The sequence below is a fragment of the Actinophytocola sp. genome, from assembly GCF_045807065.1.
GTDB lineage: Bacteria > Actinomycetota > Actinomycetes > Mycobacteriales > Pseudonocardiaceae > Actinophytocola.
This window is the reverse complement of the sequence record NZ_JBJMIE010000462.1, coordinates 19,700-37,733: the sequence shown is the minus strand read 5'-3', so window position 1 is coordinate 37,733 and position 18,034 is coordinate 19,700. Positions and strand designations below refer to the sequence as shown.

General features: G+C 70.4%; 15 protein-coding genes and 1 pseudogene. 13 read left to right on the top strand and 3 right to left on the bottom strand.

Annotated elements, in window-relative coordinates; all coding sequences use genetic code 11:
- Positions 1 to 126: 126 nt before the first annotated feature.
- Positions 127 to 897, bottom strand: coding sequence for a deoxyribonuclease IV (locus tag ACJ73U_RS27205; protein WP_407780559.1), 771 nt, complete (start codon positions 895 to 897; stop codon positions 127 to 129).
- Between the two features lie 165 nt (positions 898 to 1,062).
- Here ACJ73U_RS27205 and ACJ73U_RS27200 point away from each other — a divergent pair, with 165 nt between their 5' ends.
- The 9 genes and pseudogenes from ACJ73U_RS27200 to ACJ73U_RS27160 all read left to right on the top strand — a co-directional run bounded on the left by ACJ73U_RS27200 (position 1,063) and on the right by ACJ73U_RS27160 (position 10,186).
- Complete coding sequence (locus ACJ73U_RS27200; RefSeq protein ID WP_407780558.1) at positions 1,063 to 2,073, top strand: hypothetical protein; 1,011 nt, start codon at positions 1,063 to 1,065, stop codon at positions 2,071 to 2,073.
- 73 nt (positions 2,074 to 2,146) lie between these two features.
- Positions 2,147 to 2,443, top strand: coding sequence for a 30S ribosomal protein S6 (gene rpsF, locus ACJ73U_RS27195; protein ID WP_407780557.1), 297 nt, complete (start codon positions 2,147 to 2,149; stop codon positions 2,441 to 2,443).
- A 16-nt stretch (positions 2,444 to 2,459) separates the two neighbouring features.
- Complete coding sequence (locus ACJ73U_RS27190; RefSeq protein ID WP_407780556.1) at positions 2,460 to 2,954, top strand: single-stranded DNA-binding protein; 495 nt, start codon at positions 2,460 to 2,462, stop codon at positions 2,952 to 2,954.
- Between the two features lie 38 nt (positions 2,955 to 2,992).
- Positions 2,993 to 3,247, top strand: coding sequence for a 30S ribosomal protein S18 (gene rpsR, locus ACJ73U_RS27185; RefSeq protein ID WP_407780555.1), 255 nt, complete (start codon positions 2,993 to 2,995; stop codon positions 3,245 to 3,247).
- Between the two features lie 17 nt (positions 3,248 to 3,264).
- On the top strand, positions 3,265 to 3,717 hold the full coding sequence (gene rplI, locus ACJ73U_RS27180; protein ID WP_407780554.1) for a 50S ribosomal protein L9: 453 nt from the start codon (positions 3,265 to 3,267) through the stop codon (positions 3,715 to 3,717).
- Positions 3,718 to 4,166: 449 nt separating this feature from the next.
- Positions 4,167 to 7,313: a replicative DNA helicase gene (gene dnaB, locus ACJ73U_RS27175; RefSeq protein ID WP_407780561.1), complete on the top strand. Its 3,147-nt coding sequence runs from the start codon at positions 4,167 to 4,169 to the stop codon at positions 7,311 to 7,313.
- A gap of 101 nt (positions 7,314 to 7,414) precedes the next feature.
- Positions 7,415 to 7,861: a hypothetical protein gene (locus ACJ73U_RS27170; RefSeq protein ID WP_407780553.1), complete on the top strand. Its 447-nt coding sequence runs from the start codon at positions 7,415 to 7,417 to the stop codon at positions 7,859 to 7,861.
- A 535-nt stretch (positions 7,862 to 8,396) separates the two neighbouring features.
- Positions 8,397 to 8,884, top strand: a pseudogene (locus ACJ73U_RS27165) (hypothetical protein).
- A gap of 261 nt (positions 8,885 to 9,145) precedes the next feature.
- Entirely contained in the window at positions 9,146 to 10,186 is a 1,041-nt protein-coding gene (locus tag ACJ73U_RS27160) for a hypothetical protein (protein WP_407780552.1), read from the top strand.
- A 56-nt stretch (positions 10,187 to 10,242) separates the two neighbouring features.
- Here ACJ73U_RS27160 and ACJ73U_RS27155 read toward each other — a convergent pair whose 3' ends face one another.
- Both ACJ73U_RS27155 and ACJ73U_RS27150 read right to left on the bottom strand, forming a co-directional pair.
- A complete protein-coding gene (locus tag ACJ73U_RS27155; RefSeq protein WP_407780551.1) occupies positions 10,243 to 12,456 on the bottom strand; it encodes a hypothetical protein in 2,214 nt (737 codons plus the stop codon).
- A 240-nt stretch (positions 12,457 to 12,696) separates the two neighbouring features.
- The gene (locus tag ACJ73U_RS27150; protein WP_407780550.1) at positions 12,697 to 13,485 is read right to left on the bottom strand and encodes a hypothetical protein; all 789 of its coding nucleotides are present in this window, start codon (positions 13,483 to 13,485) and stop codon (positions 12,697 to 12,699) included.
- A gap of 241 nt (positions 13,486 to 13,726) precedes the next feature.
- On the opposite strand from ACJ73U_RS27150, the gene ACJ73U_RS27145 reads away from it, so the two are divergent.
- From ACJ73U_RS27145 to serS, 4 genes are read left to right on the top strand one after another with little or no spacing between them, the layout of a single operon-like run.
- Positions 13,727 to 14,917: an AI-2E family transporter gene (locus tag ACJ73U_RS27145; RefSeq protein ID WP_407780549.1), complete on the top strand. Its 1,191-nt coding sequence runs from the start codon at positions 13,727 to 13,729 to the stop codon at positions 14,915 to 14,917.
- Positions 14,914 to 16,041 carry a MacS family sensor histidine kinase gene (macS, locus tag ACJ73U_RS27140; protein ID WP_407780548.1) on the top strand — a complete coding sequence of 376 codons (1,128 nt, stop codon included), beginning with the start codon at positions 14,914 to 14,916 and terminating at the stop codon, positions 16,039 to 16,041. The genes ACJ73U_RS27145 and macS overlap by 4 nt, the downstream gene beginning before the upstream one ends.
- Complete coding sequence (locus ACJ73U_RS27135) at positions 16,038 to 16,697, top strand: response regulator (RefSeq protein WP_407780547.1); 660 nt, start codon at positions 16,038 to 16,040, stop codon at positions 16,695 to 16,697. Before macS ends, ACJ73U_RS27135 begins: the two co-directional genes overlap by 4 nt.
- 40 nt (positions 16,698 to 16,737) lie before the next feature.
- On the top strand, positions 16,738 to 18,030 hold the full coding sequence (serS, locus tag ACJ73U_RS27130) for a serine--tRNA ligase (RefSeq protein WP_407780546.1): 1,293 nt from the start codon (positions 16,738 to 16,740) through the stop codon (positions 18,028 to 18,030).
- The last annotated feature ends 4 nt before the right edge of the window (positions 18,031 to 18,034 follow it).

Genomic DNA, 18,034 nt, shown 5'->3' with positions numbered 1-18,034 from the left:
TCGACCCGCCGGCGTCGGTCTTCCCGCCCGCCGGCGCGCCCACCTCATCGGGCACGTCCTCTCCTGACCTCGGTTGCGACTCGGGTGCCGCCCCCTGCGCCGACGCCCGGCCGGCCGGCACGATGCTCACCGCCCCGTGGCCTCACGCAGGAACGCGATGTCGTCGGCCTGTCCCTCCGCCGGTGTCTCCACCACCACGGGCGCGGCGGCCTGGGCGACAACGGCGGCGAGCTGTTCGGCATCGATCATGCCAGTCGCGATGTTGGCGTGCCGGTCCCGCGACGAGCCGAACTCGTCCCGCGAGCTGTTCAGGTGGACGAGGTCGATGCGGCCGGTGATGGCTCTGACCCGCTCGACGATGCCCACCAGGTCCTCGCCGGCCGCGAAGGCGTGGCAGGTGTCCAGGCAGAAACCGGCGCCGAACTCGCCGACCTCGTCCCACAGGCGGGCCAGCATGTCGAACCGGCGGGCCATGGCGTTCTCGCCGCCCGCGGTGTTCTCGATCAGGATCGGCAGCGGGAAGCCGCCGGCCTCCGCCTGCCGCTCGAAGAACTTGCGCCAGTTCACGAGGCCGGCCGCCGGGTCCTCGCCCTGCGTGACGTGGCCGCCGTGCACGATCAGGCCCTTCGCGCCCGTCTTGGCCGCGGACTCCGCGTACTGCGTGACGGTCTTGCGGGAGGGGATGCGGATGCGGTTGTTCGTCGAGGCTATGTTCACCGGGTACGGCGAGTGCACGAACACGTCGATGCCGGCCTCGCGCAGCGCGTCTGCCTGCGGGTGCGGCGGCTGCGCCTTCCAGCTCTGGGGGTCGCCGAGGAAGAACTGCACGACGTCCGCGTTCCGCTCCCGCGCGGCGCCGAGTGGGTCGTCGCTGTGGATGTGGGCGCCGATGCTCATGGCCCGCGAGCGTAGTCGGCCGCACCGACAGCGGGATGAAGGTCCCGCCCGTTGGGCCGGATGGCCGAACCCACGCCTTCCCGGTGACGAATTGACCTGGTCATCGTCACCGCCGCGGGTTAACGTCGTTGAACAGGTGTTACCCACGGGTATCGAGGAGGGAAGATGCGCCGTCGTGTGAAGAGTGCCGTGTCCGCGATCGCGCTCGTCTTCGCCACCTCGCTGGCGACCCTCCTGGCCGGCAGCGGCACCGCGACGGCCGCCGAGCCGATCGTCGTCGGCAGCTGCGCCACCAGCGTCCAGGGCGCTCCCGGCCAGCCGGTCTCCCTCGCGCCGGCCGCCGTGCTCAGGATCGTGACCGACATCGTGCGCGCGGTGCCCATCCTCGGTCCGCCCCTCGCGGCGCAGGCCAACCAGGCGTTCGCCGCGCTGCCGCCCATCCCGATCGGCGCGATCCCCAACGGCAGCGGGTACATCACCGGCGGCACCATCGCCAACGCGGTGACCGCGCAGCTGCAGAAGATCCCCCTGCTCGGCCCGATCCTCGCGGCGGTCGTCTCCGGCGTGCAGCAGCAGCTCACCGGGCTGTGCGGGGTCAGCGTCAGCAGTGTGAACGCGGCGGCCGCACCCGTGCAGGACGGCGCCGCGGCCGTCGCGGACGCCTCGGAGGCGGCGGTCGGCCAGGTCCTCCCCGGCTTGCCCGCCGGCACCCCCGGCAAGGGCGGCAACCCCGGCTCGAAGCCGGGCACCACGCCCGGTGGCAGCACCGGCGGCGGTGGCGGCGGTGGCGGTGCGACGCCCGCACCCAACCAGCCGGTCATCGGCGGCCTGAACGACCTCGGCCTCTACCTCTACCAGCCGGGCCTGTGGGACTACGGCCGCTCGCCGATGGCCGACTACTCGAACATCCCGTTCGCCCGGCCGGGCCTGTGGGCGCCGTCGCCCGGCGTCCGGTACGGCGGCGGCGTGCCCGGGTACTCGCCGGAGTTCGGCACCGTCGGCGACACGTCGGCCGACGACGGCGTCTCGGTCGCAGGCCAGGCGGAGGCGCTGAGCCCGCCGAAGAACCAGCGCGTCGAGTTCCCGGTGCTGCTGGCGGTGCTGGTGCTGTCCGGCGTGACCGCCGCGCTCGTCCGCACCTGGGTGCTGCGCAGGGCTCCCCAGGCCGCCCTGTAGTCTCTTCGGAGCAAGACCCCTCCTGCCACGGAGAGTCCGTGGCCGCAGAGTCCACAGGAGGTGAGTGGTCTTCATGCGTCATTACGAGGTTATGGTCATCCTCGATCCCACTCTCGACGAGCGCACGGTTCAGCCGACGCTGGACAACTTCCTCAACGTCATCCGCACCTCGGGCGGGAACGTCGAGAAGGTTGAGGTTTGGGGCAAGCGCCGCCTCTCGTTCGAGATCAAGAAGCACACCGAGGGCATCTACGCCGTGCTCGATGTGAACTCCGAGCCAGATGCGGTCAAGGAACTCGACCGTCAGCTGGGGCTCCAGGAGTCGGTGCTGCGGACTAAGGTCCTGCGGCGCGACTCCGCAGGGGCCTGACACCTGGAGGTACAACATGGCCGGCGATACGGTCATCACCGTCATCGGCAACCTGACCGCCGACCCTGAGCTGCGGTTCACGCAGTCCGGTGCCGCGGTCGCCAACTTCACCATCGCGTCGACACCGCGCACCCTCGACCGGGCGACCGGCGAGTGGAAGGACGGGGAGGCCCTCTTCCTGCGGTGCAACATCTGGCGGCAGGCCGCGGAGAACGTGGCCGAGTCGCTCACCCGCGGCGCGCGCGTGATCGTCAGCGGTCGGCTCAAGCAGCGGTCCTTCGAGACCCGTGAGGGCGAGAAGCGCACGGTTGTCGAGCTCGAGGTCGACGAGATCGGCCCCTCGCTGCGGTACGCCACCGCGAAGATCAACAAGGTGGCGCGCGGTAGCGGTGGAGGCGGCGGCGGCGGCGGTGGTGGTGGCTACGGCGGCGGCGCCCCGGCCGACGACCCGTGGGGCTCGGCCCCGCCGGCCGGTTCCGGCGGCGGGTTCTCCGACGAACCGCCCTTCTAAAGACACCAGCTTCGGGATTTGACTGAGGAGTAAGACCAGTGGCCAAGCCACCTATTCGCAAGCCCAAGAAGAAGGTTTGCGTGTTCTGCAAGGCGGAGAAGAAGGGCAAGACCGACCTGCAGAACATCGACTACAAGGACACCACGCTGCTGCGGAAGTACATCTCCGACCGCGGCAAGATCCGTGCCCGCCGGGTCACCGGCAACTGCAGCCAGCACCAGCGTGACGTCGCCATCGCGGTGAAGAACGCGCGGGAGATGGCGCTGCTGCCGTACACCTCGACCGCGCGCTGATCAAGGAGTCCGCTGCCATGAAACTCATCCTCACCACTGATGTGGACGGCCTCGGTGGGCCGGGCGACATCGTCGAGGTCAAGGACGGCTACGGGCGCAACTACCTGCTGCCCCACAAGTTCGCGATCGTCGCCTCCAAGGGCGCCGAGAAGCAGGTGCAGACCATCCGTCGCGCGCAACAGGCCCGGGCCATCCGTGGCCTCGACCACGCGAACGAGGTCAAGCAGGCGATCGAGAAGATCGCCCCGGTGAAGCTGAAGGCCAAGGCCGCCGCCGGCTCCGGCAAGCTGTTCGGCTCGGTCACGACGACCGACGTCGTGTCGGCCGTCAAGGCCGCCGGCGGGCCGGTGCTGGACAAGCGGTCCGTGGAGCTGTCCGGTCACATCAAGACCGTCGGCAAGCACGACGTCAACGTCCGGCTGCACCCGGATGTCACCGTCTCGTTCAAGCTCGACGTCACCGCGAGCTGATCGACGGAGAGTAACCATTTCGCACGTCAGCCCCGCGTCGGGTAATCGGCCCGGCCGGGGCTGACGGGTCTTCTCGCGACGGCCTGTGGCGACACGCCGAAGAGGCATTTCGAGCCGACACGCCGACCGAGTTTTTCCACACCTTGTACACAGCCCCTGAACTGGGGTTTCTTTGGCGACAGCGCGACCTGTCCCCAAGTTATCCACAGGCGTTCCGACGCACTGTGATTCATTGTCGCGAGCTGTCCACAGGTCTGTCCACCGCGGTGTTTGCGGGCGCGGCCGAGGCAATCTAAGTTCCGCTTGGCCGCTCGCTCTGTGTGCGCGCCCGTCGAGCGCCTTGCCGATGCCGTCGCTGGTGCTTATCGTTGGTGTTCGAACATCTGTTCGGGATATGAGGGGGCTTGTCGGTGGCTCTGACCGATGACCGAGCGTCCGCGCCAGGGCCGATGGAGGGCGGCAACGGGTTCGACCGGCAGCCACCGCAGGACCTCACGGCGGAGCAGAGCGTCCTCGGCGGGATGATGCTGTCGAAGGACGCGATCGCCGACGTGGTCGAGGTGCTGCGGCCCGGCGACTTCTACCGACCGGCGCACCAGCTGGTGTACGACTGCGTCCTCGACCTGTACAGCCGTGGCGAACCCGCGGACGCCGTGACCGTGGCGGCGGAGCTGGAACGCCGCGGCGAGCTGCGCCGCGTGGGTGGCGCCCCGTACCTGCACACGCTGATCGCGACCGTGCCCACGGCCGCCAACGCCAGCTACTACGCCGAGATCGTCGCGGAGAAGGCGACGCTCCGCCGGCTCGTGGAGGCCGGCACCCGCATCGTGCAGCTGGGCTACTCGGGCGCCGAGGGCGCGGACATCAACGAGGTCGTCGACCGCGCGCAGTCGTCGATCTACGAGGTCACCGAGCGCCGGATGACCGAGGACTACGTCGCGCTGGAGGAGCTGCTCCAGCCGACCATGGACGAGATCGACGCGATCGCGTCCCGCGGCGGCACCTCACTGGGCGTCCCGACCGGCTTCGCCGACCTGGAGGCCGTCACCAACGGCCTGCACCCCGGTCAGATGATCATCGTCGCGGCCCGCCCCGGCATCGGCAAGGCGCTGGCACTGGACACCCCACTGCCGACGCCGACCGGCTGGACCACGATGGGCGCCGTCGAGGTCGGCGATCACCTGCTCGGCGCCGACGGCCGGCCGACCCGCGTGGTCGCGGCCACCGACGTCCTGCGCGACCGCCCCTGCCACGCGGTGGAGTTCGCCGACGGCACGGTCATCGTCGCGGACGCGGAGCACCAGTGGCTGACCGAGGCGCCGGGCGAGCGCCCGGCCGTGCACACCACCGGCCAGCTCGCCGCCCGCGACGTCGTCCACTCGGTGGTCAACACCAGGCCGCTGGACCTGCCGGCGCGCGAGTTGGCGGTCCCACCGTACAAACTCGGCGTCTGGCTCGCCGGACAGCACGACGAGCGGATCCCCACCGAGTACCTGCGGGCGTCCGCCGCCCAGCGGTTGGAGCTGCTCGCGGGCCTGCTGGACACCGACGGAACGGTCCCACCCACCGGTGAGCTGCGGCTGCCCCCTGCACTGGTCGAGGACGCGTACGAGCTTCTCGTGAGCCTCGGCTACCGCGCCACGGTCACGGGTACGGGCACACTCGCCTTCACCACCGCCTCGCGCGAGGTGGTCGACGTGCGGCCGGTGCCCAGCGTCCCGGTGCGCTGCGTCGAGGTCGACACCGCGGATCACCTGTACCTGGCCGGCCGCGCGATGGTGCCGACGCACAACTCGACCCTGGGTCTGGACTTCGCCAGGTCCTGCTCGATCGCGCACCGCATGACCAGCGTCATCTTCTCGCTGGAGATGAGCCGCACCGAGATCGTCATGCGCATGCTGTCCGCCGAGGCGAAGATCCGGCTGCAGGACATGCGCGGCGGTCGCATGACCGACGACGACTGGACCAGGCTGGCCCGCCGGATGAGCGAGGTCAGCGAGGCGCCGCTGTTCGTGGACGACTCGCCGAACATGACCATGATGGAGATCCGGGCGAAGGCCAGGCGACTCAAGCAACGGCACGACCTGAAGCTCGTCGTCGTCGACTACATGCAGCTGATGACGTCCGGCAAGCGCGTGGAGTCCCGCCAGCAGGAGGTCTCGGAGTTCTCCCGGCAGCTCAAGCTGCTGGCCAAGGAGCTCGAGGTGCCGGTGGTCGCGATCAGCCAGCTGAACCGCGGCCCGGAACAACGCACCGACAAGCGCCCAATGCTGTCCGACCTGCGCGAATCGGGTTGCCTGACCCGCGGCACCAGGGTCCTGCGGGCCGACACCGGCACCGAGGTCACATTCGGGGAACTGCTGGAGTCGGGCGAGCTTCCTGCCGTGTGGTCGCTCGACGAACGGCTCAGGATGGTCGCACGTCCCGTCGCCAAGGTGTTCCCCAGCGGTGTCAAGGAGGTCTTCAGCCTCCGGCTGGCTTCCGGCCGGGAGCTGGAAGCCACCGCGAACCATCCGTTCCTCACCGTCGACGGTTGGGTGCCGCTCGGTGAACTCGCCGTGGGCGATCGGCTTGCCGTGCCACGCCAGGTACCCCAGCCGACCGAGGCGAAGTCGATGCCCGAGGCGGAACTCGTCCTGCTGGCACACCTGATCGGCGACGGTTCGCTCGTGGCGAGGCAGCCCATCAGCTACGCCGGCACGGACGAGGAAAGCGAACGCGGTCCGCGCGGCTCTGAGAAGCCCATCCCGGACCGCGTCTTCCAGCTCCCCAACGAGCAGGTCGCGCAGTTCGTCCGCCATCTCTGGGCGACCGGCGGCTCGGTTCGCTGGGACGACATGGCCCGGCAGGCGAGGATCCACTACGCGTCCACGAGCCGGCCCCTCCTGGACGGGCTCGCACAGCTGTTGCTCAGGGTAGGCGTGCTGAGCCGAATCAGGTGGGCGCCCGAAGCGGGACACCCGGACTGCTGGCACCTTCACATCTGCGGCGCGGAGAACCAGCTTCAGTTCCTGAAGGATGTCGGGGTGCACGGCGAGCGAGGGCGTGCCGCGCGCACGGTCGCCGAGAAGCTCAGTGACGTGCTCGGCAACACCAACGTCGACACGGTCCCCCGGCAGGTGTGGACCCAGGTCCGTTCGGCACTGGCCGCGAAGCAGATCACGCATCGCGATTTCGCCGCGGCCATGGGTTCGCGGTTCTGCGGCTCCACGATGTGGAAGCACTCACCCAGCCGTTCCCGGGTCGCGCGTGTGGCGACGATTCTCAAGGACTCCGACCTGGAGATGCTGGCCACGAACGACGTGTTCTGGGATGAGGTCGTCGAGATCACCTCGCTCGGCGAGCAGCCCGTCTACGACGCCACGGTGCCCGGCACGCACAACTTCGTGGCGAACGGGATACACGTCCACAACTCCCTCGAGCAGGACGCCGACATGGTGATCCTGATCAACCGTCCGGATGCGTTCGAGCGGGACGACCCCCGGGCCGGCGAGGCGGACCTGATCCTGGCCAAGCACCGCGCGGGTCCGACCGCCACGATCACCGTCGCACACCAGCTGCACTACAGCCGGTTCACCGACCTCGCCCAGTCCTGACGCTCGGTACTCGTCGGGCCTCACATTCGACTTCATTTCTCAGTGCTGGCTTCATCTGTACTTCATAACTGAAGTGACTATGAGACTCGAAGGAGAATCCAATGCCTGTTCCAACTCCCTCTGGCTACGTCTTCGATGGCGCCATCACCACTGGCAAGTCCGACTCCGCCGGCGAGGCCGACGCCCGTCGCGAACAGATGATGAAGGGTGTCGACGTGGCGGCCCAGGAGGCAACGGCCTGGACGACGTTCGGCAACGAGCTCGCTGAGTTGGTCGGCAAGCTTCAGTCAGGGCTCGGCGACCTGGGCGGCCTCACCAACCTGCCCACAAGCGAGCGTGGGTACTTCGGCGATATGGGAACTGAAGTACCTCGCCACGGCGTCAACGGCGAGGAAATGATCGGCCACCTCACAGCATTGATGCGAGACTCCCGGGCCATCGGCGCCGCCTACGAGGCAGCCGGCCGCCAGCTCGCGGTTGCCGTGACAGACCACGCCGAGCAGGATGCAGCGTCTATCACAGCGTCTGCTGGGGTGACGTCGCCTTAATCGAAAGTCGCAGCGCCCGAACCGGATCCAGCTAATTGCTAGGCCGCCGTATGGTGCATCTTCTGTGGGCTGTCCGGGTGGTTGTCCCCGCCACACCGGCATAGCTCGGTTCTGGTGTGCGGGGTCGGTGGAAAGGTGCCCCCGCCCGATGGCTGCCTGTGGCCGTGTCGGTGGGAGGGAGCAGTGATGGCTGCTGCCGTAGACATCCCGACGTCGATGACTGTCAGCTACCGGTGCGTGAACTCAGTGCTGGCAAGGTATCGGAGGGCGAGCCAGAGATGACCGAGCCGCAGGCGTTGGCCGACCTGGGCGCGGTGGTGTCGGCATCGCCGTGGCGAACTTTCCGCTGGCACCGGGGGGGGCAGCGGCACTACTCGGGTAGCTTCTGGTCGGCGACCGAGCGCGATCTGGTGATCTACGAGTCCCGGCTGGAGCTGGCGCGGTTCGACGACGACGCTGACCCCAGCGAACAACTGCCCGCAGCCTGGACATCACCCTCACCGAAACCCTGGCGCACGACCGGGGGGCAAAGCCCGTGCCGTCGGTATCCATCTTCCGAGGAGCCGAAGCCGTCGGTGACCCTTTGGATGACAACAGCGACGACAACGATGACTACCGCTATCACGATGTTTCCACCTGAGCCACATGGCTGTCCTGGGCTGGTCACCGGTGATGCGCAGCCTGCTCTGGGTGAAGCGCGGCACTGACCGTGACACCGACCGCATCCAGGACGGCGGCAGGGCCATCGCCGTCGAGGAAGGCCTCAGCGCCTATGTGTTCGCTGCAGCCCGCGATCGCAGCTATTTCCGCACGAACACTAGCGTCCCCTCGCAGATCATCAAGGCATGCCAGGCGATGACCGCCCATCTTGAGGTGTCCCGACGCACCGCCCAGGACTGGGAGTACGCGATCCTCGCCGGCTATCGCGCGTTCGTGGAACTCACTGCCAACCGCGGGGGGACCGTTCATGCCGACCTGAATCGCCGGACCTTGACCTACACCTTCACACCTAACGGACAGTGATCAGAATCGCCGAGTGTCGGGCTTCGGCGAAGAGACGCAATGGTTTTGAGATCGATCTCCATGACATCCGTGTGAGACAACCGGAGAAAGCCCAGGTCGACAAAGATCAACATTCGTGCGCGGAGAGACCCTACAGGTACTCGTCGGGCGGGCGCCTACCCGCGGGCCAGCGGTGTCCGGCGCCGGACGGTCCCGCGGTCGTGCCGCTTGTGTGGGCGGGGTTGAAGCACGTGGGCCGGCCCATCGCCTACCGTGGTGGGCATGGTTGATCGGCGTGCCTCGCTCGGGCGCGTGCAGGTGTACCTCGGACGGTGCAAGGCCGACGAGGTCATCGCCAACCGGGAGCGGTTCGGGGGTGTGACGCTCCAGGGGCTGCACGGGTTGGGCGTCGCCGCACGGCTGGCCAGGATCGGGGAGCTGCGTGGGGTCGACCTCGATCCGGCCGTGTACCTGGCTCGCGGCAGGACCAAGGCGCCGGTGGTGGAGGGGCAGTTGGGCCTCGACCTCGACCTTCCCGTCTTCGACTGGGTCACTGCGCAGGCGGAGCTGGGGCTGGCGGTCGTCCGGACGGCCGGCCCGCGGCTGCGGGTGGGGCAGGTCGACGAGCTGAAGGCCGAGCTGCAGCGGGACTATCCCGTGCCCGTCTCGGTGACGCTGGTGCTCGACGGCGGGTGGCTCGGCTCCCGGCACAGCGGCGTGCTCGCCGAGCAGCTGCGTGCCGCCGACCGGGACGTCTCCCTCGTGCTCGGGGCGCCGTTCGACCCGGTCGACTCCTCGTACAAGGTGCAGGGCCTGCGGCGGTTGCTGCGGTGGAGCGCCCGGACCGGCCGGCGGTTGGAGCTGCTGCGTACCGGTCCCATCGGCATTCCGGCGATCGCGGCCGGGGCGAGAGTCGCGGCCATCGGGTTGTCCACCTCGACGCGGCACCTCGGCGGGCCGGTCGCCCGGCGTGCGGACGGGGTGCGGCCCAAGCGGAGCCCGCAGGTCTTCGTGCCGCGGTTGCTCCACTGGCAGCGGGGCAGCGACCTCCGGGGCACCGAGGTCACCCACTGCGGTTGCCCGGCCTGCGGCAAGGCGGGGAAGGGGTTGTCGCGGTTCGACGTCTCCTTCGACTCGGCCGTGCCCGCCGCGGTTCGGCACGCCGCGCAGGAGCACGACTCGCACGCGCTCGCGGATCTCGTCCAGTCGGTCATGCGTGCCAGCGACCCGAAGGACAAGCTGGCTCAGCTGCGGGCCGACGCCCAGGAGCTGGCGGGTGCCATGGGGATGCCGGTGCCGCGCTGGCTCACGAACTGGGAATGAACGCGGAAGGGCCCGGGAGAAGGGTGCTTCTCCCGGGCCCTTCTCGAGTTACCCGATCAGCCGATCGGGTGGGTCGCGAAGAGATCCGCCAGTGCGGCGCGGGTCGAGTCCAGCGTCGACGCGTCCACCTGCGGGTGCCTCCCGAACACGCTCATGCTCACCTTCGGCGGGTTCGAGCTGACCGGCGCGGCCGGGACGGCCGGCGCGGCTGGGATGACCGGCAGGATCGCGGTGATGTCCGATGGCACCGCCCGCATGTCCCGCGTGTCGTCGTTCAGCTGTCCGAATCCCGGCACGAACGAGAGCGGGAAGTCCGTGGCGTCGCGGTCGTAGCCGCCGATCCCGCCCGGCAGCCCCGGCACGGTGGTGCCGAGGTTCGGTGTCGCCACCGGCAGCTCCGGCAGGTCCCGCTGGCCACCGAACAGGTTGCCCGGCAGACCGGCGCCACCCAGCAGGGTGGTCACGTTGCCCAGCGGGACCGTGTCCGTCAGGGCGGACCTGTCGCGGACCGGCGCGGGGAGGATCCGGGGCGGCTCGGGCAGGACCTGCGGGTCCGCCACCGGAGCCGGCAGGGAGTCCTGCGCGGGCAGGTCGACCGGCTGCTGGAAGGGCAGCTCGGGCAGCTCACGCCCGAAGGCGGGCAGCACGCCGGAGAAGGATCCCAACACCGAGTCGGACGGCATGCTGCGGGACACGGGCATGAGCGTCGGCAGCTCCGTCGCCTCCATGACGCCGACCGGCAGGTTGTGGAGCTGCGGCTCCTCCTCGGCCCTGGCCCGGGTCGCGGGGAGGTTCGGCGACTCGGCGAGTGCCTTCGCGAGGACGTCCGTCGGCACCTCGTGCACCAGGAAGTCCGGCCCGACCGCCTGCGTCGGGTTCAGGCCCGGCACCGGGCCGCGCGTGGCGGCGGTGCCGCCGGCCTCGTCCCTGGGGGCGCTGACGGCCGCCGGCTTGCTGCCGACCGCGTCGGCGGCCTTCCGCACGACCCCGGTGGGGGGCGGGCCGTCCAGCAGGTTGCCCGAGATGGTACCCGAGTCGCGGGTGAAGTTCGCCTGGTTGCTCGTCGTGGACGCGTTGCGACCGCTGACCCCCGACGCCACTGCCGCGAGACTCCTCGCGAGCGGCGTGGCCTGCGGGCTCACCGCGTTTGCATCTACCGCACCACCGTGACCGCTGGTCGTGGTGTCACCTCCTGCGTCGGTGCCGGTGATCGACCCGGCTAGGCCCTTGTGCTCGGTGAGGGCGGAACCCGCGCCGCCGAAGCCGTCGAGCGGGTTGCCCTTGTTCTCGATGTGGGCCGCGGTCGAGTCCGCCTTGGCGATCGTCCTGCTGACCGCCGTGATCGCGTCGCCGTCGACCTTGGCCGGCGCCGCGACGGAGACGGGCCGCGTGCTGCCGCCGAGGAGGCTGTCCTCGCCCGAGGCGAGGACGAACCTGCCGGCCTCACCGAAGGTGTCGGCCGAGGACATGGCCACCACGTTGCCGCCGCCCGCGGCCGCGTTCCCGCCGACCTGGACGGGCGTCGCGGGCTGTGGCTCGGCGACGTTCCCGCCGAGAGCGCCGGTGGGCAGGGTGTCACCGGCCGCCAGAGCCGCCTGCGAGCTGGTGCCCTGGGCGGAGGCGTTGCCGGCCAGCGCGACGGCCTTGCTGGAGAGGTCGACCGGGACGGACTCGGCGTCGCCCAGGCCCGGGTGCTGGCCGTCCTGCGCTTCGGGCGTGGACACGCTGATCCCGTCGGTGCCGGACGGCACGTACGGCGGCGTGCCGCCGCTGGGCATGGGGGGCAGCCCGTCGGCGACGGACCTGGTGCTGGCCACGAACGGGGCAGCCTGGTCACGCGCGTCCTGGGTGGCCGATGCGGCCTTGGCCCGCACCTTGCCCATGACCGGCGCGGCCAGCTCGGCCGCGGCCTTGTCCGCCTCGGTGACCGCGAGGTCCGCGGCCGGCGCGACCTGCTCGGTCGCTGTCTGCCTGACGGTGGCGACCGTGGTGTGCAGCGCGGTGGTGACCTGGTTCGCCGGCACGGCGTTGGTCACGTCGAAGGTGCCGATCGAGGCACCCCGCTCCACGTTCGGCGCGGCCTGGCCGCCGAGCGGCGTGCCGGCGGTGCTGTTGTGGAAGTTGATGGGGTTGGACACCGCTCCGTCGAGCGCCGATGCCGGCTTGTCGGGGTTGACGTCCTCGTCGGCAGAAGCGATGCCGGTACCCAGCATCAGCAAACCACCGGTCACCAGCGCGGTTCGTAGACCTCGCTTTGCCCAGGTCTGCATCTTGGGATGCTCCTTTCGAGAGAGATTTCCCTTTGGGGGTTTGGCGGGTGGCCGGACACGAAGGGGCGCACGTGTCGGGGCAGTCGGCCACCCGGGTCGGTGGCGCGGGAGAACCCGCGGAGAGAGCCGCTGGCGAACGAACGTCGCCGTGGAGGCGCGGCACCGCGTGGTGAAGTGACGACACGGTGCTGGAACCCGCTCAGCCGCTCAGGGGCTGACAGCGGACGCGCCGGTCAGAGATCAGTCAGGTGCGACGCCCGGCTGGGCGCCCACACGGCCGGAGGTGGCCGCGTCGGTCGCGGCGGCGATGCCGCCCGCGACGAGTTCGTCGGCTGCGCGGTCCTGCCACGGCAGTGCCGCGAACAGGTGCGAGTCGCCGGCGTTGCCGGCCGAGCCGTGACCAGTGGTGGTGGGGACGCCGCCCGGGGCGGACGGCAGGGGCGCGGGCCAGTTCGGCAAGCCGGGCTCCGTGGGCAGAGCCGGCACCGACGCCGGGGAGCCGCGCCGGCTCATGCCGCCGACGAACGCGCGGTCCTTCGCGGTGTTCGACGCGAGCGCGTCGACCGCGCTGGCCGGCACGTCAGTGGCGGTCGCCGGCGCGAGGGCGGGCACACCAGGCAGGTCGGACCGGCCGAAGCCGTCGACCAGGTACATGTGCCGCTCGTTGTCGAGGCACACCGAGGTGTCGCAGGAGGGGAGCTCGGCCGGGGCGTGGAACCGCTCGGCGGCACCCGTCACCTTCTGGCCGAGGTCGCCGAGCGCGTCCTTGGAGGGGGCCGGCGGGTCCTGCAGCCGGTCCGCGACCGCGTCGACCGTGTTCCGGACCGGCTCGACGACCGGCGCGGCCACGTCCTGCACCACCGCCGGCACCTCGACCGGAAGCTCCGTCTCGGCGGAGGCGGACGTGCTGGACAGCCACCAGGCAAGGGCGGTACCGGCGGCCACGCCGCCGAGCACCGTCAACGCACGGCAGACCACGCGCCGCGTGAACGCGGCGGTCTGCATGGCGTTGTTCCTCGCCTTTGCCACAGAACCTCACTGAGTCGGGGGCCGGGGCCTGACGCGGGGCGATCGATCGATCACCCTCGGTCCATCCGGCCGTGCACCGAGACCATTTCATCCCGGACCCGCGTTTCGCACGCCACGAGCGACCAGTCCGCCCGATCGTGTGAAAAACACAGTGTGTTGCCGAACGTCACGAAAAGTAGTGACCCGAGCGTGTGGGCCTTTTCGTCACCCGAATGTCCGAGTCCATCGATACCTTCTTCTCGTGAGCATTTCGCCGAGGCCGCCGAGACGGCACAGAAACCCGCCAGCCGACGTGACCGGGCTCGTGCCGACCGGTCTCCGGGTGAGCGCCGCGCTCGCGTGGCGCTTCATGGTGGTCATCGCCGCGCTGTACGTGCTGATCTGGCTGGCCGGCTACTTCTCGCACATCATGGTGCCGATCGCGATCGCGTTGCTGCTCGCCGCGCTGATGGCGCCCGGTGTCGAGCGGCTGGTGAAGTTGGGCGTGCCCCGCGGGCTGTCGGCCTTCCTGGTGCTCGTGGCCGGCATCGCGGTCGTCGGCGGCCTGCTCACGTTCGTGATCATCCAGTTCATCGACGGTCTGCCCCAACTGCAGCAGCAGGTGTCGGACTCGCTCCACCAGATCCAGGACTGGCTCAAGACCGGACCGCTGCACATCCGCCAGGAACAGATCACGAACTTCCTCAGCAACATCATCGACTCGATCCAGGAGAACCAGGCCGCGATCACCCAGGGCGCGATCACCACCGCGACCACGATCGGCGAGATCCTGACTGGTCTGCTGCTGACCTTCTTCATCCTGATCTTCTTCCTGTACGACGGCGCGGGCATCTGGCGGTTCGTGAACCGCGGCGTGCCGATGCGCGTGCGCAACCGGGTGGACGTCGCCGGCCGGCGCGCGTTCGGGGCGCTCGTGAGCTATGTGCGGGCGACCGCGGCGGTGGCGCTCGTCGACGCCGTCGGCATCGGCGTCGGGCTGGCGATCGTGGGCGTGCCGCTGGTGATCCCGCTGTCCGCGCTGGTGTTCCTCTCCGCGTTCGTGCCGATCATCGGCGCGGTGCTGGCCGGCACGGTGGCCGTGTTGATCACGCTGGTCACCAACGGGTTCATCCAGGCGCTGATCGTGCTGGCGATCGTGATCGCCGTGATGCAGCTGGAGGGCCACGTGCTGCAGCCGTGGCTGCTCGGCCGCGCGGTGCGGCTGCACCCGCTGGCCGTGGTCCTCGCCATCGCGACCGGGTTGATCGCCGCGGGCATCGCCGGCGCCCTGCTCGCGGTGCCGCTGCTGGCGGTGCTCAACGCGGGCGTCAAGTCGCTGATGCACGACGAGGACACCGAACCGGGCGACGTCGACGTCCTGCACCAGGACGCCGACACCATTCCCGACGAGGGCGGGCAGCAGGACACGAAGGCGACCTGGGAACAGCCGTGATCGTCGCGAGACAGGGGCAGGACCCGACGCTCCCGTTCTGGCGGGCGGCGGTGATCCTGCGGATCGTGACCCTGTTCTTCGCGCTGGCGGTCATCTACTCCCACCGGACGACCTACGAGCGGCCACAGCTCGCGTTCGCCGCCGCCGGCGTGATGATCGCCTGGACCGCGGTCGTCTCCTACCGGTACTGGCGCCCGAACGGGCCGAACCTGCTCGCTTTCACCATCGTCGACCTCGCGATCTGCTGCGTGGTGATGACGACCTCGCGCTGGGTCCTCACACCGGCACAGCTGCACGGCCTCGGCACGCCGCTGATCCCGACGATCTGGGTCACCGGCGTCGTCGCGGCCGGGGCACTGTCCGCGGGCGCGGTCGTCGGCACGGTCTTCGGCGGCGTCGTCGCCGCGTTCAACTACGGGGTGCGCGGCTACTTCGACATCGACCTGACCCGCGACCTGTTCCTGCTGGTGGGCATCGGGTTCGTGCTGGGGCTGGCCGCCACCTCGCTGCGCCGGTCCGCCGAGCGGTTGGCGGAGGCGCTGCGGGTCGAGGCGGCGACCGCCGAGCGGGAGCGGCTGGCCCGGTCCATCCACGACAGCGTGCTGCAGGTGCTCGCCCGGGTCCGCAGGCGCGGCGCCGAGCTGGGTGGCGAGGCGGCGGAGCTGGCGAAGCTCGCGGGCCAGCAGGAGGTCGCGCTGCGGGCGCTGGTGTCGAGCGCGCCGGCGGCCAGCGAGGCCGGCATGGCGGACCTCGGGGCGCGGCTGAAGGTGCTCGAGACCGACCGGGTCGCGGTGTCCGCGCCGGCCACCTCGGTGCTGGTGCCGGCCGTGGTGGCCACCGAGCTGACGGCGGCGGTGCGGGAGGCGCTCAACAACGTGGACAAGCACGCGGGCGCCGAGGCACGGGCCTGGGTGTTGCTCGAGGACCTCGGTTCGGAGATCGTGGTGAGCGTCCGTGACGACGGCGTCGGCATCGCGCCGGAGCGGGTCACCGAGGCCGAGCGGGAAGGGCGGATGGGGATCGCCAAGTCCCTGCGTGGTCGGATCGCGGAGCTCGGCGGGACCGTCACCCTGGAGACCGCACCCGGGGAGGGCGTCGAATGGGAACTTCGGGTGGCCAGATGATCTCCGTGATGGTCGTGGACGACCACCCCATCTGGCGGGACGGGGTGGCGCGGGACCTGACCGAGCGCGGCTTCGAGGTGAAGGCGACCGCCCCGGACGCGGCGGCGGCGGTGCGGATCGCGCGGACCGTGCGGCCGGACGTGGTGCTGATGGACCTCAACCTCGGCGCGGAGTCCGGCGTGACCGCGACCGGCCAGATCACCGGCGAGCTGCCGGAGACCCGGGTGCTGGTGCTGTCCGCGTCGGGCGAGCACGCGGACGTGCTGGAGGCGGTGAAGGCGGGCGCGTCCGGCTACCTGCTGAAGTCCGCGTCGGTGGAGGACCTGGTGGACGCGGTGACCCGCACCGCCGCCGGCGACGCGGTGTTCACGCCCGGCCTCGCGGGGCTCGTGCTCGGCGAGTACCGGCGGATGGCGGCCGACCCGGAGCCGAAGGACCAGCCACGCCTGACCGACCGGGAGACCGACGTGCTGCGGCTCGTCGCCAAGGGCATGACCGCGCGGCAGATCGCGACCAGGCTGGTGCTCTCGCACCGGACCGTCGAGAACCACGTGCAGTCGACGTTGCGGAAGCTACAGCTGCACAACCGGGTCGAGCTGGCCCGCTACGCCATCGAGCACGGCCTCGACGCGGAACCCGACAGCGCCCCGCAGTAGGGACGATCGCCCCACAAGCTCCGCTCAGTAGTCTGAGCACATGCATGACCCGCGCGTCCTCCTCGATCCGGCTACGGACGCGGTGCGCAAGCTGGCGCGCCGCGGCTTCACCCTCGACCTGCCCGCGCTGGAGGAGCTGTTCTCCCGGCGCACGGCGGTGATCGGGCAGACCGACGAGTCCCGCGCGGAGTCCAACCGGCTGGCCAAGGAGGTCGGCGCGGCCGCCAGGCGCGACGAGGACGTGACCGCGGCCCGGGAGCGGGCCAAGGAGGTCAAGGCCCACGTCCAGGAGCTGGAGGAGGAGCAGCGGAAGCTGGCCGCCGAGCTGGAGGAGTTCCTGCTCGGCATCCCGAACCTGCCCGCCGACGACCTGCCCGACGGCAACAGCGACGAGGACGCGGAGCTGCTCCGCACCTGGGGCGAGCCACCCACCTTCGACTTCGAGCCGGCCGACCACGTGGCGATCGGCGAGAAGCTCGGCATCTTCGACTTCACCCGGGCCACCAAGCTGTCGGGCCCCCGGTTCGCCGTCACGCGCGGCGCGGGAGCCCGCCTGGAGCGGGCCATCGCCGCGTTCCTCGTCGACCTGCACACCGACCGGCACGGGTACACCGAGTTCAACGTGCCGGTGATCGTCAACCGGCCGACCATGACCGGCACCGGCCAGCTGCCGAAGTTCGAGGCCGACCTGTTCCGGACCGGCGTCGCGGAGCGGGAGCTGTTCCTGATCCCGACGGCCGAGGTGCCGCTCACCAACCTGCACGCCGGCGAGACGCTGACCGCCGAGGACCTGCCGTTCGCCTACACCGCCAACACGCCGTGCTTCCGCTCGGAGGCCGGCTCGTACGGCAAGGACACCCGCGGCCTGATCCGGCTGCACCAGTTCCAGAAGGTGGAGCTGGTGCGGTTCTGCACCCCGGAGCGCGGCGCGGCGGAGTTCGAGGCGTTGCTGTCGCACGCGGAGACCTGCCTGCGGGAATTGGGGCTGGCGTACCGGGTGGTGAAGCTCGCGGCCGGCGACATCGGGTTCGCGGCCGAGCGCACCTACGACCTCGAGGTGTGGCTGCCGGGTCAGCAGCGGTACCGGGAGATCTCGAGCGTGTCCGACTTCGGCACGTTCCAGGCGCGGCGGGCCGGCATCCGCACCAGGGCCAAGGACGGCACGCGCGGCTTCGCGAACACGCTGAACGGCTCCGGTCTGCCGATCGGGCGGACACTGGTTGCGGTGCTGGAGCAGAATCAGCAGGAGGACGGGTCGGTCGTGGTTCCGCCGGCACTGGTTCCGTACACCCGCTTCAAGCGCGTCAACCCGGACGGCAGTGTGGGGGAGTGAACGT

What these genes read in the sequence shown, in the direction of transcription:
- ACJ73U_RS27205 (WP_407780559.1), bottom strand. Translation starts at nt 897, where the DNA reads ATGAGCATCGGCGCCCACATCCACAGCGACGACCCACTCGGCGCCGCG.
- serS (WP_407780546.1), top strand. Translation starts at nt 16,738, where the DNA reads ATGCATGACCCGCGCGTCCTCCTCGATCCGGCTACGGACGCGGTGCGC.
- ACJ73U_RS27155 (WP_407780551.1), bottom strand. Translation starts at nt 12,456, where the DNA reads ATGCAGACCTGGGCAAAGCGAGGTCTACGAACCGCGCTGGTGACCGGT.
- ACJ73U_RS27170 (WP_407780553.1), top strand. Translation starts at nt 7,415, where the DNA reads ATGCCTGTTCCAACTCCCTCTGGCTACGTCTTCGATGGCGCCATCACC.
- ACJ73U_RS27160 (WP_407780552.1), top strand. Translation starts at nt 9,146, where the DNA reads ATGGTTGATCGGCGTGCCTCGCTCGGGCGCGTGCAGGTGTACCTCGGA.
- ACJ73U_RS27190 (WP_407780556.1), top strand. Translation starts at nt 2,460, where the DNA reads ATGGCCGGCGATACGGTCATCACCGTCATCGGCAACCTGACCGCCGAC.
- rpsF (WP_407780557.1), top strand. Translation starts at nt 2,147, where the DNA reads ATGCGTCATTACGAGGTTATGGTCATCCTCGATCCCACTCTCGACGAG.
- dnaB (WP_407780561.1), top strand. Translation starts at nt 4,167, where the DNA reads ATGGAGGGCGGCAACGGGTTCGACCGGCAGCCACCGCAGGACCTCACG.
- rplI (WP_407780554.1), top strand. Translation starts at nt 3,265, where the DNA reads ATGAAACTCATCCTCACCACTGATGTGGACGGCCTCGGTGGGCCGGGC.
- ACJ73U_RS27200 (WP_407780558.1), top strand. Translation starts at nt 1,063, where the DNA reads ATGCGCCGTCGTGTGAAGAGTGCCGTGTCCGCGATCGCGCTCGTCTTC.
- ACJ73U_RS27135 (WP_407780547.1), top strand. Translation starts at nt 16,038, where the DNA reads ATGATCTCCGTGATGGTCGTGGACGACCACCCCATCTGGCGGGACGGG.